Annotated in this window: 14 protein-coding genes and 1 pseudogene; 4 read left to right on the forward strand and 11 right to left on the reverse strand. The window is 71.8% G+C overall.

Going from position 1 to position 15,265, the window contains the following annotated elements; all coding sequences use genetic code 11:
* Positions 1-20: 20 nt before the first annotated feature.
* Complete coding sequence (locus tag AB0N03_RS25535; RefSeq protein WP_364376535.1) at positions 21-914, reverse strand: LysR family transcriptional regulator; 894 nt, start codon at positions 912-914, stop codon at positions 21-23.
* A 70-nt stretch (positions 915-984) separates the two neighbouring features.
* Between AB0N03_RS25535 and AB0N03_RS25540 the strand changes: the two are divergent.
* Positions 985-2,717, forward strand: a pseudogene (locus AB0N03_RS25540) (pyruvate dehydrogenase).
* A gap of 9 nt (positions 2,718-2,726) precedes the next feature.
* Here the strand turns inward: AB0N03_RS25540 and AB0N03_RS25545 are convergent.
* The 4 genes from AB0N03_RS25545 to AB0N03_RS25560 all read right to left on the reverse strand — a co-directional run bounded on the left by AB0N03_RS25545 (position 2,727) and on the right by AB0N03_RS25560 (position 6,736).
* Positions 2,727-2,975: a hypothetical protein gene (locus AB0N03_RS25545; protein ID WP_364376538.1), complete on the reverse strand. Its 249-nt coding sequence runs from the start codon at positions 2,973-2,975 to the stop codon at positions 2,727-2,729.
* An 11-nt stretch (positions 2,976-2,986) separates the two neighbouring features.
* Positions 2,987-4,096 (reverse strand): NDMA-dependent alcohol dehydrogenase, encoded by a 1,110-nt coding sequence (locus AB0N03_RS25550; RefSeq protein WP_364376541.1) that lies wholly within the window; start codon positions 4,094-4,096, stop codon positions 2,987-2,989.
* Positions 4,097-4,190: 94 nt separating this feature from the next.
* Complete coding sequence (locus AB0N03_RS25555; protein WP_364376544.1) at positions 4,191-5,804, reverse strand: helix-turn-helix domain-containing protein; 1,614 nt, start codon at positions 5,802-5,804, stop codon at positions 4,191-4,193.
* A gap of 101 nt (positions 5,805-5,905) precedes the next feature.
* Positions 5,906-6,736 (reverse strand): urea carboxylase-associated family protein, encoded by an 831-nt coding sequence (locus tag AB0N03_RS25560; protein WP_364376547.1) that lies wholly within the window; start codon positions 6,734-6,736, stop codon positions 5,906-5,908.
* A gap of 149 nt (positions 6,737-6,885) precedes the next feature.
* On the opposite strand from AB0N03_RS25560, the gene AB0N03_RS25565 reads away from it, so the two are divergent.
* Together AB0N03_RS25565 and AB0N03_RS25570 are read left to right on the forward strand one after the other, a co-directional pair.
* On the forward strand, positions 6,886-7,956 hold the full coding sequence (locus AB0N03_RS25565) for a hypothetical protein (protein WP_364376550.1): 1,071 nt from the start codon (positions 6,886-6,888) through the stop codon (positions 7,954-7,956).
* A gap of 82 nt (positions 7,957-8,038) precedes the next feature.
* Positions 8,039-8,695, forward strand: coding sequence for a DUF1524 domain-containing protein (locus AB0N03_RS25570; protein ID WP_364376553.1), 657 nt, complete (start codon positions 8,039-8,041; stop codon positions 8,693-8,695).
* On the opposite strand, the gene AB0N03_RS25575 is transcribed toward AB0N03_RS25570, so the two are convergent.
* Positions 8,692-9,516: a fructosamine kinase family protein gene (locus AB0N03_RS25575; RefSeq protein ID WP_364376555.1), complete on the reverse strand. Its 825-nt coding sequence runs from the start codon at positions 9,514-9,516 to the stop codon at positions 8,692-8,694. The two genes, AB0N03_RS25570 and AB0N03_RS25575, sit on opposite strands and share 4 nt — an antisense overlap.
* Between AB0N03_RS25575 and AB0N03_RS25580 the strand changes: the two genes are divergently transcribed.
* On the forward strand, positions 9,515-9,895 hold the full coding sequence (locus tag AB0N03_RS25580) for an MmcQ/YjbR family DNA-binding protein (protein WP_364376558.1): 381 nt from the start codon (positions 9,515-9,517) through the stop codon (positions 9,893-9,895). The two genes, AB0N03_RS25575 and AB0N03_RS25580, sit on opposite strands and share 2 nt — an antisense overlap.
* Here AB0N03_RS25580 and AB0N03_RS25585 read toward each other — a convergent pair.
* From AB0N03_RS25585 to AB0N03_RS25605, 5 genes are all read right to left on the reverse strand, one after another.
* Entirely contained in the window at positions 9,820-10,683 is an 864-nt protein-coding gene (locus tag AB0N03_RS25585; protein WP_364376561.1) for a GNAT family N-acetyltransferase, read from the reverse strand. The two genes, AB0N03_RS25580 and AB0N03_RS25585, sit on opposite strands and share 76 nt — an antisense overlap.
* Positions 10,684-10,739: 56 nt before the next feature.
* Positions 10,740-12,812: a putative Ig domain-containing protein gene (locus tag AB0N03_RS25590; RefSeq protein ID WP_364376729.1), complete on the reverse strand. Its 2,073-nt coding sequence runs from the start codon at positions 12,810-12,812 to the stop codon at positions 10,740-10,742.
* A gap of 108 nt (positions 12,813-12,920) precedes the next feature.
* Positions 12,921-13,142 carry a hypothetical protein gene (locus AB0N03_RS25595; RefSeq protein ID WP_364376564.1) on the reverse strand — a complete coding sequence of 74 codons (222 nt, stop codon included), beginning with the start codon at positions 13,140-13,142 and terminating at the stop codon, positions 12,921-12,923.
* Between the two features lie 201 nt (positions 13,143-13,343).
* Positions 13,344-14,915: an acyl-CoA synthetase gene (locus tag AB0N03_RS25600; protein WP_364376567.1), complete on the reverse strand. Its 1,572-nt coding sequence runs from the start codon at positions 14,913-14,915 to the stop codon at positions 13,344-13,346.
* Entirely contained in the window at positions 14,869-15,201 is a 333-nt protein-coding gene (locus AB0N03_RS25605; protein WP_364376570.1) for a BTAD domain-containing putative transcriptional regulator, read from the reverse strand. The genes AB0N03_RS25600 and AB0N03_RS25605 overlap by 47 nt, the downstream gene beginning before the upstream one ends.
* Between the last annotated feature and the right edge of the window lie 64 nt (positions 15,202-15,265).

Below are 15,265 nucleotides of genomic sequence, written 5' to 3' on the forward strand. Positions count from 1 at the left end.
GCGTGTCCGTACGGCGATTCTCACATTGTCCCTTGTGGACGGTCGAGGTCGGCGGCGAGGACGTACCGCCGGAAGGTTTCGCTCAGCGGCGGGAGAGTCCGGCCCGCCGCCCAGGCGAGGCCGATGTCGCGCGCGGCGTCCACATCGGTCAGTTCGACGTGCGGTGCCACGAACTCGGCCGTGTGCGGCAGTGGCAGCACGGCCACGCCGAGCCCGGCGGTGACGAGCCCGCGCAGCGTCTCGACCTCGTCGCCCTCGAACCCGATCCGCGGCGCGAAACCGGCCTCGGCGCACAGGCGCTCGGTGGTTTCGCGCAGCGCGTAACCCTTTCGGAGGAGGATGAACGTCTCGTCCGCGAGGTCGGCGAGGCGGACCCGGCGGCGCGCGGCGAGCCGGTGGTGCGGCGGGACCGCGAGCCGCAGCGGCTCGACGAGCAGGCGGGTCCAGTGCAGCTGCGGGTGCCCCGGGTCGCCGCTGGTGATGACGAGGTCCGCGGTGCCCTCCAGGAGCTCCGCCTCCAGCCCGGCCTCGCCGTGCTGCCGCAGCTCGAACCGGGCGCCGGGGTGTTCGCGCAGGAAGCCCCGCAAGACCGAGGGCACGAGCCAGGTGCCGAACGTGTGCAGGAAGGCCAGCGGGACGACCCCGGTGCCCGGTGCGACGATCTCGCCGACTTCGCGCAGGCCCTGGTCGAGCTGGTCGAGCACGAGGTCGACGTGCCGCTTGAAGGCGTGCCCGGCCGGGGTCAGCCGCAGCACCCGCCCGGACCGGCGGAACAGCTCGGCGCCCGCGTCGTGCTCCAGCCGTCGCAGGGCGCGGGAGAGCGCCGGCTGGGTCAGGTGTGCGCCGGCCGCGGTCTCCGTGACGGTCGCGCCGGCCGCGACCTCGCGGAAGAGCCGCAGCGTCTGGACGTCCATGTCTCCAGTGTATGGATTTTCATCCAATCAGGCATTGGACGCATCGGTCGTGACGGGCCACCCTGGAGGTATGGCAACCGTGGCAGAACAGCTGGTCAGGACCCTGCGGGACGCGGGCGTCGAGCGCGTCTACGGCATCGTCGGCGACAGTCTCAACCCGATCGTCGACGCGATCCGCCGGACCGACGGCATCGAATGGGTGCACGTCCGTCACGAGGAGACGGCCGCCTTCGCCGCGGCGGCCGAAGCACAGGTCACCGGCAAGCTCGCGGTGTGCGCGGGCAGCTGCGGGCCCGGCAACCTGCACCTGATCAACGGCCTGTTCGACGCCCACCGATCGGGCGCGCCGGTGCTGGCGATCGCGTCGCACATCCCGTCCGACCAGATCGGCACCGGTTTCTTCCAGGAGACGCACCCGGACCGGCTCTTCGCCGAGTGCAGCCACTTCAGCGAGGTCGTCGGGGACCCGGCGCAGCTGCCGCGGCTCCTGCGCATCGCCACCCAGGCCGCCGTCGGCAAGGGCGGCGTCGCGGTGCTGACCATCCCGGGCGACCTCGCCGATCGCAAGGCCACCGGCCCGCTGACCGAGCGCCTCCCGCTGGTCACGCCGTCGCCCGCGGTGCCCGCTTCGGAGACCGTCCGAGAGCTGGCGGACCTGCTGAACTCCGGCGAGAAGGTGATGCTCTTCGCCGGCGCGGGCGTCCGCGGCGCGCACGACGAAGTCATGGCGCTGGCGGAGAAGCTCGGTGCGCCGGTCGGGCACTCGCTCGGCGGCAAGGAGTGGATCCAGTACGACAACCCCTTCGACGTCGGCATGAGCGGCCTGCTCGGCTACGGCGCGTGCTACGACGCCATGCACGAAGCCGACCGGATCCTGTTGCTGGGCACGGACTTCCCGTACGACAAGTTCCTCCCGCAGGCGCGCACCATCCAGGTCGACCACGACGCCTCGCGCCTCGGCCGGCGGACGCCGCTGGAGCTGGCGGTGCACGGCGACGTCAAGGAGACGCTGCGCGCGCTGCTCCCGCTGCTGCGGCCCCGCACCGATCGCGCGTTCCTCGACCGGATGCTGCGCGAGCACGTGCGGAAGCTGGAAAAGGTCGTCGGCGCGTACACGACGAAGATCGAGCACCGCCGGCCGATCCACCCGGAGTACGTCGCTTCGGTGCTCGACGAGGTCGCCGCCGACGACGCGGTGTTCACCGTGGACACCGGCATGGGCAACGTCTGGGCCGCGCGGTACCTGACCCCAACGGCCGCCGCCGCGTGCTCGGCTCGTTCCGGCACGGCAGCATGGCGAACGCGCTGCCGCACGCGATCGGCGCGCAGCTCGCCCAGCCGGGCCGCCAGGTCGTGTCGCTCTCGGGCGACGGCGGGCTCGCGATGCTGATGGGCGACCTGCTGACGCTGCCCGCCTACGACGTCCCGGTCAAGGTCGTCGTGTTCAACAACGCCACGCTCGGCATGGTGAAGCTGGAAATGCTCGTCGACGGCCTCCCGGACTTCGGCACCGACCACGCACCGGTGAACTTCGCGGCGATCGCGGCCGCTTGCGGGATCCACTCGGCGAGGGTCGAGGACCCGGCCGACGTCCGCGGCGCGCTGGAAAAGGCGTTCGTCCACCCCGGCCCGGCGGTCGTCGAGGTGGTGACCGACCCGAACGCGCTGTCGATCCCGCCGCGGATCACCGGCGAGATGGTGCGCGGGTTCGCCTTGGGCGCCACGAAGACCGTGCTCAACGGCGGCGTCGGCAAGATGGTCGAGCTGGCGCGCACCAACCTGCGCAACGCGCCGCGCCCGTGAACCGGTGGTTCACGGGGCGGCGACGATGACCCCGGTGGCGGCGAGGTGCTCCAGCGCCGCCACCACCCGGGCCCGGCTCGTCCCACCCAGGTCCGCGGCGTCGAGAGCGTCGCGGACCGAGGCGTGCATGACCAGTGCGCGGACGAACCGGACCACGTCGGGCGTGCCGAGGGAACACCGCTCCCGCCGTTCACAGCAGTGGGCCGGCCCGTCGAGAGCGGTACGCGGGTTCAGCCGGTACGCCGCGTCCAGGTCCACTGTGGACGTGGTCAGCCGTGGACGATGACGCCGCGGATGTTCTTGCCGTCGCGCAGGTCCTGGTAGCCCTCGTTGACCTGCTCGAGGGTGTACTTGCGGGTCACCAGCTCGTCGAGCTTGAGCTTCCCGGCGTCGTAGAGCCGCAGCAGCCGGACGATGTCGTACTGCGGGTTCGCCGAGCCGAACAGCGTGCCCTTGATCGTCTTCTCGAACAGCGTCATCACACCGCCGGAGACGTGCACGGTGAGCTTCTCGGGGTTGGCCAGGCCGGTGATGACGACCGTGCCGCCCTTGCCGACGACGTTGAACGCCTCGCTGACGACGTCTTCCTCCACGGTGCCGACGGTGATCAGCGCCTGGTCGGCCAGCTGGCCCCAGGTGAGCTCGTTGACCTTTTCGGCGGCTTCGGCCGCGGTGGCGAAGGCGTGGGTGGCGCCGAACTTGAGTGCCGCCTCCCGCTTGAACTCGATGGGGTCGACCGCGACGACGTACTTCGCGCCGGCGTGCGCGGCGCCCTGCACGGCGTTGATGCCGATGCCGCCGATGCCGTAGACGACGGTGGTGTCCCCGGCTCGCACGCCGCCGGCGTAGTTGGCGGTGGCCCAGCCGGTCGGGACGCCGCAGCCGACCAGCACGGCGGTCTCCAGCGGCAGCCAGTCGTCGACCTTGACGACCGAGTGCTGCGAGATGGTGGCGCGTTCGGAGAACGTGCCGAGCATGCACATCGCGCCGAAGTCCTGCCCGCCGCCGTGGAAGCGGAAGGTGCCGTCGGGCAGGTGGCCTTCGAGGATGGTGGCGCCCATGTCGCAGAGGTTCTGGCGGCCGGTGGAGCAGTAGCGGCAGGTGCCGCAGTTGGGGATGAAGCTGCACACGACGTGGTCACCGGGCTGCACCTTGGTCACGCCCGGGCCGACGTCCTCGATGACCCCGGCGCCCTCGTGGCCGCCGATGATCGGGAAGCGCGGCACGAGGTCGTTGTCGATCAGGTGCAGGTCCGAGTGGCACAGCCCGGCGGCGGTGTACTTGATGAGCACCTCGCCGGGGCCCGGGCCGTCGAGGTCCAGCTCCATGATCTCGAACGGTTTTCCGGCATCGAACAGTACGGCTGCCTTGGTCTTCACGGCCATCTCCTCCACGTGCGGCGGTGCGCCCTTCGTGCCTCGATTGTGTGGAGACCACGCGTGCGCGGAGTGTCCAAATCCCGGACACCGCGGCTCAGCGGACCCGCAGCGCCCGCATCCGGTTGTAGAGCGTGGACCGGCTGATGCCCAGCTGCTTGGCCGCCCGTACCTTGTTGCCGTCGCACGCCCGCAGCGTCCGGACGATCACGTCGTACTCCGCCTGTTCCCAGCCGCTCAGTGCGGCGCCCGGGGCCGTCTCCGCGCAGCCCGGCGCCACGTCGTCCGCCGTGAGGTCGCCCGCCGAGCGGCGGTCGGCCGCGCCCGCCAGGACTCCCGCCAGCTCGCGCAGGTTGCCCGGCCACTGCTGGGACCCCAGCAGCTCCAGCGCTCCCGGGGTCAGCCGCAGGGAGTCGCTGAAGCCGCGCAGCAGAGCCCGGGCGATCGCCGGGATTTCGTCGCGTCGCTCGCGCAACGGCGGCAGCTCGATCCGCCGGTGCATGCGCGCGGCCAGCGTGGCCTGCTCGCCGTGCAGCTCCGACGGCGAGCCGCTGAGCAGCGCGAACCAGGCCGTCGTCGTGTCCAGCAGCCGGGCCAGGCGGACCGAGGCCAGCGGGGACAGCAGCTGGATGCCGTCGATCACCAGCAGGCCGCGCAGCGAAGCCGCCGCCGTCACTCGCGCACACCACTCGGCCTCGCCGGCGACGACGTCGGACGCGTCGAACTCGTGCACCGGTTCGTCCCCGGCGACGACGCGGGCCGCCGTGCTGCGCCCGGCCCCCGGTTCACCGGAGATCAGCACGCGCCGCCGGGCGCGCCCCGCGCTGCGGAGGCGCTCGTCGACCTGGGCGGGGAAGAGGCCGCGCTCGGCGCGAGGGCGCGACACGACCGGGCTGGACGTCCGCACCGGCGCCAGCTCGAACAGCAGCCCGGCGCTCGCCGACACCGCCTCCACGCGCACCTCGACCGGCGTGCCCGACGTCAGCCGGAGCCGGCCGAGGCCGCGCTGCGTGCGGCCCAGCTCGCGCAGCAGCCGGTGGTCGGCGGTGTCGACCAGCTCGGTCGCGGCGGTGTTCGCGAGCACGACGTCCTGGCCGAGCGCCAGCACCGCGCACGCCCGGTGCTGCGCCGACTGGAACGCGGCCAGCAGCTGCTGCTCGGCGAGCTTCGCGCCGTCGAGCAGGCGCCGTTCGATGTCGGCGACCGCGCGCCGCAGGAACGGCCCGAGCAGCGGGTTCGCGTCGCCCGCGGGGCCGGTGATGTCGAGGACGCCGGCCAGCCGCCGCGTCGTCGGGTGCACCACCGGGTGGCCGTAGCAGGTGAACTGCTTCATGGCTTCGAGGAAGTGTTCGTCGCCGTCGACGGAGACGCCGCGGCGGGTCTCGAACGGCGTCGCGAGGGAATTCGTCCCGGTCCGCTCCTCCAGGAACTGGCAGCCGAGGACGGCGTTGATGTTCTCCAGCGCCAGCTCGACCGACCGCTCGGAGAACCGCCGCGCGACGATCCGGCACTCGTCGTCGGCGAGCACGACGCAGAACCGCGTGCCGGCCAGCTGCCGGGCCAGCTCGTCCAGCACCGGCGAGGCGGCCCGCAGCAGCCGGCTGCGGCTGTCGACGTCGGCGATGTCGAGCCCGCCGACGGCGGTGGCCGGCGAGAGCCCGGAAAGCTCCGCCCGCCGCCACGACTGCGCGATCTCGGTCCGCAGGTCCACTCGCACTCCTCGCCGAGCCGATCGGTGTCCCCGGGTCCCCATCATCACACGGACCGGGCGCGGGGAGAACCTCCACGTCGGTTTCCGTTGCGGGGCAACGGTTAGCCAGGCTCGGCCCATTCCGGCAGCCGTACGCCGTGCAGACCCCGGTAGGCCGCGCGCTCCGGCGGGCGCCACCCGTCGAGCAGGTCCGCCCGGGGCTTGAACACCTCGACGCCGATCGGGTGGCAGACGTCGATCGGGTCGCGGGCGCCCGGGCCCCACAGGGGGATCGAGAGGTCGCCGCCCGGGCAGGTGGACAGGGCGCACAGCAGGTCCAGCTCGGCGAAGAACTCGAAGTGGTCGCCCGGCCGGGCCGGGCAGGTCTTCATGAAGTACCGGTCCTCGTCGTTGAGGCCGGTGCACTGGAAGACGTTGAGGACGTCGTGCACGTCGAACTCGGTCAGCCCGAACGGCGTGACCGCGCGCACGAGGTTCGAGTGGCAGTGGAAGTCGAAGTCCTCGCCGGTGAGCATCCGGTTGACGTAGGGGTCGCAGCGGGTGCCGAGCAGGTCGTGCACGCGGCCGCCGTCGTCGTCCTCGCCGTGGTCTTCGAGGGTGTCGGCGGTGATCGTCGCGAGCGGGCGGAGGAAGGGGAGCGTCGACCAGAGCCGGTCGAAGGTGCTGACGTGGGCGCGCTGGAGCTGCCGGGTGCGCGCGGCCCAGAAGCGTTCGCGGGGGTCGTCGGCGTTCCAGAGGTTGAGGTCGCCCACCTGCGGGCCTTCGACGGTCTTGAGGCGGCAAAGGTGGCCCCGGGGGACCCGCCAGGCCCGCCCCGAGCGGATCGGGACTTCGAACGCGTCGACGAGCTCGCGGCCTTCGTCCGCGGCGAGCCGCCGGTAGAACGGCCGGTCGACGTCGAGCGCGCGGCCTTGGTAGGCGGCTGGGGGCATGCGGGGTCTCCCTCAGTGCGGTGTGGATGCGGCTCCCAGCATGCCCCGGCTACGCACGGTGGCGTTCGACCACTCGTTCGGCTGCTGGGGCAGCGGTGGTCCGGCTCTTACCGTCGGGGGAGCTGTTCTCGTGGGAGGAGTGACCGGCGGTGCTCGTGGCCTTCCATCGCACCGGCGAGCAGCGGCGCCTGCCCGCCCCGGCGGAGCACGTCGTGGGGTTGCTGCGTTCCTGGGGGCCGGGTCCGGACCACCTGACGGGCCTGGCGCTGACCGGGATCACGGTCCCGAGCCACCTCGGGCCCCGGTTCGTCGACGCGCTGGTGTTCACCCGGTCGGGGGTGGTGGTGATCGCGGCGCACGCGCCGGGCGCGGGGGTCTCACCGGGCCCGGGAGAGCGGGCCGGGGCGGGAGTGGCGGCGGCGAGGGGGGCGTTGGCCGCGCACGACGGCGGGCGGTACGTGACGGGGCTGGTCGCGATCGTTCCGCCGGCCGAGGAGCCCGGCCTGCGTGACGTGGTGGCGGAGCAGCTCGATCGACTGGCCGAGCCGGCCGGGCACGAGCCGGTCGCAGGTGGTCCCGAGCCTGAGGCGATCACGGTGCCGGAGCCGCGCGAACCGGTGGCGGAGTCGCGGTTGGCCGAGGGGACAGCGGGATTCGATCGGAGCGAGCCGGATGCGAGCGGGCTCGAGTCCGAGCGTGCTCGGCGCGAAGCGGATCCATGCGAACTCGACGTGGGCCAAGCCTGGCACGAGCCGATCCCGGTCCAGTCCGCACCGCTTGGGCCCGAAGCCGATTCCTTCCCCGGCGTCGCCGTCGTGCTCGCCGACCCCCGTGGGCTTCGGCGGATCATCGGGCAGCACAACCGGTGGCGGACCGTCTGGTCGGCCGACGACGTCCTCGACGCCTGCTACGCCCTCTCCCTCGCCCACCTCGCCCCACCCCGCGCCGCGCTGCTCGCCGACGGCTTCCCCGCGCGGCTTCCGACGCTCGGGCCGCTGCCCGTACTGCCCGCCGTCGTGCCGCTGCCGCCCGATCCGCCGGCACCCGTGGCCGACGACGAGCCCGGCCCCTGGATCCCGGCCTCACGCGGGAACGCCGTCTTCCCGCGGCAGCGGCCGATCCGGCAGGTGCCGTGGGGCCTCGTCTTCGTGCTGACCTTGCTCGTCACCGTGGGTGTCATCGCCGCCGTGTTCGTCGCGCAGGTCTTCCATGGCTCGTGAGTTTCGTTTCAACTACGCCATCTGCACCGTTTCCCCGTGACGTCGCCTGGGCACCTCCCGGTAGACGTGAAAGGGGTTCACGATGCCGCGCACCCGAGCGCTCGTCCTGCTGGCCGTCCTCGCGGGCGCGTCCCTCTCCGGCTGCAAGGTGCCCGACGGGCTGGCGTCCGGGTCGCAGCCCACCGGGACCGCCGCCGCGCCGCCGGTCGCGCCCGCCGAGGCGCGAGCCGAGCTCGCGAAGCTGAAGATCGCCGTGCGCGGCACCATGGACGGCTACAGCCGGGAGAAGTTCCCGCACTGGGACAAGGTCGACGGCGCTTGTGACACCCGCGAGCAGGTCCTCAAGCGCGACGGCAAGGACGTCACCGTCAACGCCGACTGCGCGCCGAAGTCCGGCACCTGGGCCAGCCCCTACGACGGCGAAACCTGGCCGAAGGCGTCCGATGTGGACATCGACCACATGGTGCCCCTCGGCCAGGCCTGGGTGAGCGGCGCGAAGTCGTGGACGCAGGAGCGCCGCGAGCAGTTCGCGAACGACCTGATCCGCCCGCAGCTGCACGCGGTCACCGACAACCTCAACGAGCAGAAGAGCGACAAGGCGCCGGACCAGTGGAAACCGCCGCTGGTCTCCTACTGGTGCACCTACGCCACCGACTGGATCGTGGTCAAGATGAACTACGCCCTCACGATCACCGTCCCCGAGAAGACGGCGCTGGAAAGCATGCTCCAGCACTGCTAGAACGAGTGTGCCGCCGCCACCGCCTGCCCGGCGTACGACCGTCCGAACAGGACAGTGTGCACCAGCAGCGGGAACAGCTGGTGCAGGCCGATCCGCCCGGCCCAGCCCTCCGCCAACGGCGCGACCTCCTCGTACGCGCCCAGCACCCGGTCGAGGTGCGGGCAGCCGAACAGGTGCAGCATCGCCAGGTCCGTCTCGCGGTGCCCGCCGTGGGCGGCCGGGTCGATCAGCCACGCCTCGCGGCCGTCCCACAGGACGTTGCCGGTCCACAGGTCGCCGTGCAGGCGGGCCGGCGGCTCGGCCGACGCCGGGATCCGGTCGCACGCGCGCTCGAACAGCGCCGCGTCGGCCGCGTCGAACGTCCCCGCGTCGACCGCCCGCCGGACGTAGGGCAGCACGCGGTCCGACGCGTACCAGGACGCCCAGTCCTCCGCGGGGACGCATCCCATCGGCGCCAGGCCGATCCACGCGTCGGCGGGCCCGCCCGGGGGAGCCGCGCCGAACGCCGGCGCTCCGGCCGCGTGCAGACGCGCCAGCCCGCGCCCGAGCCGCTCGGCCGCCGCGGCCGACGACCGCCCCGACAGGACGCGGTCGACGACCAGCCAATCTTCGTCGTGGCCGGCCACGGACGGCACCGGGACCGCCTCCGCCGCGGCCAGCCAGCGCAGGCCCGCCGCCTCGGCCGCGGTCGCGCCGGGCCCGTGCCCGCGCTTGACCACGACCACGCGGCCGTCGTCGAGGACGGCTTCGCGAAGATCTCCGGCCATCGGGCGCCACTCGGTGACGGCGTGCCCGGTGAGGCGGGCCATGGACTCGGTCATGACCCGCACGGTACCGGCGCGCTACGGTGGGCCGGTGCAGGACTTCGAACGGGTGCTCGGCGCGCTGGCGGACGTCGACCGGTCCGAAGCACGCGACTACTCGTCGTTCAGCGTGCGCGGCAAGCGGTTCGGGTACTACTGGCCGCGGACGCGGACCCTCGGCCTGAAGCAGACGATCTCCGAGCAGCTGGCCCTCGTCTCCGAACGCCCCGACGTCTTCGAAGCGCAGTTCACCGCGGGCGGCTTCGGCTGGGTCGTGGTGTACCTCGACGGCGTCGAGCGCGACGAGGTCGCCGAGCTGATCTACGAGGCCTGGCGGCTCTCGGCCCCGGACGAGCTGGTCGCCGAGGTCCCCTTCACCAGGATCGCCCGCGCGTAGAGCAGGTCGAACCCCTGCCGCTGGACGTTCTGCTGCGACTTCGATCCCGGCTGTGTCGTGACGACGGCGAGGTCGCACCCGGCCGCCGTGGCCGCGGCGAGCCGGGCCCGCAGCAGCGCCGTCTGCACCCCGCGGCGGCGGTGCGCGGGTGCGGTGGCCGCACCGGTGAACTGCGCGATCCCGTCGGTGACGCGGAAGCTCGCGCCGCCCGCGAACTCGCCGCGGCGCACCGCGACGTACCGCCGGACCCCGGCCATGTCCCGCAACGCGTGGATGAGCGTCTCCCGCGGGAAGTCCTCGTGGGAGGGCACTCCCTCGGTGTCGGCGACCGCGGTCGCGTCGGCGATCATGGCGAGCCAGGGCTCCAGTTCGTCGTCGTGGGTGGGCCGGACACCCTCGCCCGGGTCGGTGTCGCCGAGCCGCCGGCCGAGCACGTTCTCGAACGACTCCAGCCGATAGCCGCGCTCGGTCAAGAACGCGCCCACCGAGGGTTCGGCCAGCTGGCACAGCTCGACCTGCACCGGCGCGCCCCGCTCGGCGAAAGCCTGTTCGACCTCTGCCAGCGAAACGGCGGACGGCAGGCCGTCGAAACCGAGCCCGATGACCTTGGTGAACGGCGAATCCGCCTCGGCGAAGCTCGCGACGCCGCCGGCGAGCGGCCGCGCGAACGCGGCCGTGTCCCCACGGCGGGCTCGCGCGGCACCGCTGCATGCCTCCGTGAACCGCGCCTCGGCGCGTTCGATCCGCGCGGCCAGCGCCGTGTCGCAGAAGAGCCGTTCCCCGTCCATGCCCCCACAGTGCAGGACACGGACGGGGAACGAAACTCGATTGTCAGCCCACCGCGTCATCCCTCAACGCGATGCGTGGCCCAGAACGACGTCAGATCGGTCGACCCGGCCGCCGCCTGCGCCGCCGCCTTGAACTCGGCCGTCGTGGACACGCCGTACCAGTGCGACTGCGCGTACGACTTCAGCAGGTTCGCCATCGCCGTGTCGCCGATCGTCCGTCGCAGGTCGTGCAGCGTGCACTTGCCGTAGTTGTAGACCACCGTCGAGTACCGCGACGAGTGCGCGTCCCAGTAGGCCATCGAGTTGGTCAGCTTCTCCGCGCTCGACTGCCAGGTGATGCCGCAGCCGCTGCCGGTGACCCCGCGGTAGAGGTCGGTGGCGTAGTCGGTGAAGCTCTCGTCGAGCCACGGGGAGTTGTACTCGTCGTCGCCGACGATCCCGTAGAACCACTGGTGCGCGAGCTCGTGGGGGAGCGCCGTGGTCGACACGAGGTCCATCACGAAGCCCGGGTACTCCATGCCGCCGAACCAGAAGTTGTTGTCCAGCACCACGTCCACCTCGCCGTACGGGTAGTCGCCGAAGCGGCCCGAGTGGACGTCGATGGAGTCGGCGGCCAGGCTGAGCATCTGGTTGGCGCTGGTAGTGGAGATCCCGCTGACCGAGTAGACGTTGACCCGCACGCCCTTGCCGGACGTCGTGGTGATCTTCGCGAACGGCCCGGAAGCCCACGCGAAGTCACGCACCTTCGACGCCGTGGCGTGCGTGGTGGTCGTGGTGCCGCTGGTCGTCTCGGTCGACGAGCCGGTGGCCGGCGTCAGCAGCGACGTCGGGTGCACCAGGGTGACGTCGAAGTCGCTGATCAGGCTGTAGAACGCCTCGCCGTTGTTGGTGTAGGGATCGAGGTGCCAGCCCGCGCCGTCGCGGACCGCGAGCACCGGCAGCGCGTTGCCGATCATGTTGTACGCGCCGTCGTGGCCGAACCGGTCGGCGCCGCTCGGCACGACGATGCCCAGGTCGAACCCGATGGTCGCCGACTGGCCCTGGGCCAGCGGGCTCGGCAGCGTGATCTTCATGGCGGTGCAGTTGACGCTGAGCGCGGACGCCGTGCCGCCGGTGACGTTCGTGACCGTGATCGGTGTCGAGGGGCAGCTGCCGTGGTAGTTGTCCCACAGCCGCAGGTAGACCTCGGGCAGCGCGGTCGCCGAGCCGTTGGTGAAGCTGACGCTCTGGTGGCCGGTCCAGGTGGTGCCGGAGCTGTTCGAGGTGAGATTCACGGTGTACGCGGGATTGATCGGGGTGCGCGTGGAGTCCGCCGGCGCCGCCGTGATCGTCCAGGCGAAGGTGGCGCTGCCGCTGTTGCCGGCCGGGTCCTTGGCCGTGACGGTCACCGACGACGTCCCGGCGGTGGCCGGCGTGCCGGTGATCTTGCCCGTGCTCGCGCCGATCGCCAGCCCGGCGGGCAGGCCGGTCGCGGTGTAGGTCAGCGTGTCGTTCTGCGGGTCGGTGGCCTGGACCTGCAACGACACGGCTTGGCCGGCGGCGCTCGACTGCGCGCCCGGCGACGTCACGACCGGCGACTGCGGGTTGCTCGTGCCCGTCGTGGTCAGCGAGAAGTCGTCGAGGAGGAAGTCGGTGGCGAGGCTCGAGTCCTCGGTGCCGGTGATCTTGAGCGTGATGGTCTGGCCCAGGTAGCGCGACACGTCGACGGTGCGCTGGACGTACCCGGTGTTCTTGTCGAGGTTCGAGTAGTTCGCGAGGGTGTCGGTACCCGCCTGCACCGCGAGCTTGTCGTACGCGGTGCCGGTCGTCGTCTCCTTGGTGTCGACGTGCGCCCACCACGACAGCGACGCCGAAGCGCAGCCGGCCGGGAGCGTCAGCGCCTGGGACAGGGTGTCGGTGTGCGTGCTGCCGTAGCCGTCCAGCCAGGCGTCCATCGTCCCGCCGTGCGCGGGCTCCGCCGTGGTGGCGGCGGAGATCACGCCACTGGTCTGCGTCCACGGGGCGGTACCGCTCTCGAATCCGCCGTTGCCGACGACCTGATCACCGCAGACCGCGGCGGCCTCGGCCGGCGCGGCGACGACGACTGTGCCCAGCAGGCCGACAGCGGCACTGAGCGCAGCAGAAAGCACCCTCGATCTCATGGGGGGAGTCCTTTCCCGGCCCCGCCGGTCGGGGCCAGGAGAAAGCGTGCGCTGCCGCCGGGGCGGCAACAACCCGCCATGAGTCGGGTTCCGCGATCAGGCCTGCTGGAGCACGTTGAGCAGGATGAAGAGCAGCACGAGGGCCCCGGCCACCGCGACCAGAGCGGACACCGCGGACCGGATCATCTCTCCGAACCCCTTGGCGGTGCGGGCCCGGTAGGCGGAGTAGTTGGAGCGGGCCTCGCGGGCGCTGTGGACGCGGCTGCCGACGAACAGCCCGGCGCCCAAGGCGAGCAGGACGGCGAGGAAAACGGACACGGGAAGATCCTTTCGGGGTTCGGGAACGAGGAACGGCCTCATTACTAGACCCGACGGACGCCGCGCGCCATGGCTTTTGGCTATCTCGTTTCCGGGCCGGTCGGCCCTGGTGGGACGCATGTCCCGCGTTCCTCGGAAAGCGGCGGCGGTGACCCGACGTTATCCGTGGCCTCCCGTGTCACGCAAGGAGTTTTCGGTGGTTCAGCCCTCGGTCGCGAGTCCTTTGTGTCGTTCCCGCAATTCCCGCTTGACGATCTTTCCGCTGGGATTCCTGGGAAGGCGGTCCGCGAACACGACGTACTTGGGACATTTGTAACCGGCAAGGTGTGCCTTTGCGTGGTCGATCACTTGCACAGCGTCGAGAGTGACGCCTTCGCGCGGCACGATGACGGCCGTCACCGCTTCGATCCAGTGTGGATGGCCGATCCCGAACACGGCCACTTCGGCGACGCCGTCGAGCAGGTACAGCGCCTCCTCGACTTCGCGGCTCGCGACGTTCTCGCCGCCGGTCTTGATCATGTCCTTCTTGCGGTCCACGACGGACAGGTAGCCGTCCGCGTCGACGACGCCGAGGTCGCCGGAGTGGAACCAGCCGGCGCGGAACGCCTCGGCGGTCTTGGCCTCGTCGCGGTAGTAGCCGAGGGTGGCGTGCGGGCTGCGGTGCACGATTTCGCCGACCTCTCCCGGTGCCACGGGGTTGTCCTCGTCGTCGACGATGCGCGTCTCGACGTTGAGGGAGGGCCGCCCCGCCGAGCCGGCGCGGTCGAGCTGTTCGTGCGGACGCAGGATCGTGGCCAGCGGCGCCATCTCCGTCTGGCCGTAGAAGTTCCACAGTTCGACGTCGGGCAGCCGGCGGCGCAGCTCGCGCAGCACCTCGACCGGCATCGCCGAAGCGCCGTAGTACCCCTTTCGCAGGCTGGACAGGTCGGTCCGGTCGAAGTTTTCGTGGCGCAGCAAGGAGATCCACACCGTCGGCGGCGCGAACAGCTTCGTCGCACGCTCCCGCTCGACGGCGGCGAGCAGCGCGGCGGGGTCCGGGCCGGGCAGGATCACGCTGGTCGCGCCGAGGTAGACGTCGACGGAGAAGAAGCAGTCCAGCTGGGCGCAGTGGTAGAGCGGCAGCGAATGGACCTCGACGTCGTCGGGACCCATGCCACCGTCGATCACGCACGAGACGTACTGCGCGATGAGCGAGCGGCTCGACAGCAGGACACCCTTGGGGCGCGACTCGGTGCCGGAGGTGTACATGATCCGCAGCGGATCGTCGTCGGCGACGAGGACGTCCGGGGCTTCGGAGTCCCCTTCGGACAGCCAGGTGCCGATGTCCTCCCAAGCGCCGCCGCCGCTCTTCGGGATGCGGCCGCGGACGACGTCGCTCAGCTCCGCCAGTTCGAGGGCTTTGGCGGCGATCGGTTCGAGGGCGTCCTCGGCGATGAACGCTGTGACTTCGGCGTGCCGCAGGATGTAGGCGATCTCGTCGGCGCCGAGCATGAAGTTGACCGGCACGAGGAGGACCCCGAGCTTGGCGGTGGCGAAGGCGAGGACGCCGTACTGCCAGGAGTTGTGGCTCAGCAGCGCGAGCCGGTCACCCTTGCGCAGGCCCCGCGCGGCGAGGGCGTGGGCACAGCGGTTGGCGGCGGCTTCGAACCCGGCGAAGGTGAGCTTGGCGTCGCCGTCGACGACGGCGAGCTTGTCCGGCAGCCGCAAGGCGGTCCGGCGGAGCAGATCACCGAGCGAGTGCTGCCGGGCGCGGTCGACGAGGTGCTGATCCATCTCGGCAGTCTCGGCCGCGACATGGCGGCGCGCAAGCCTGCCGGTCGTGAGTGAGAAACAGCTCCGGCGCCGGGTCCAGGCCGAGCGCGGCGGCGAGCCGGGTCCGCAGGTCGCGGTAGGCGGTGAGGGCGATGTCGGTGCGGCCTTCGCGGTGCAGGGCGAGCATCAGCTGGCCGACGAACCGCGGCCGCAGGACGGCGAGGACGAGCCGCTGCTTGCGGGAACCGAGGTCGACCGGGGCGCCGTCCGCGGTCGCCTCGACGGTGCCGAGGATGCGGAACTCCACCCCGTCACCTCCGTTCACCCGGCCGGGCGACCACCGTACTGCAAGGGGGTGCAAGCTTGATCGA

Origin of the sequence: Amycolatopsis sp. NPDC051061 (assembly GCF_040682935.1) — a bacterium.
Lineage (GTDB): Bacteria > Actinomycetota > Actinomycetes > Mycobacteriales > Pseudonocardiaceae > Amycolatopsis.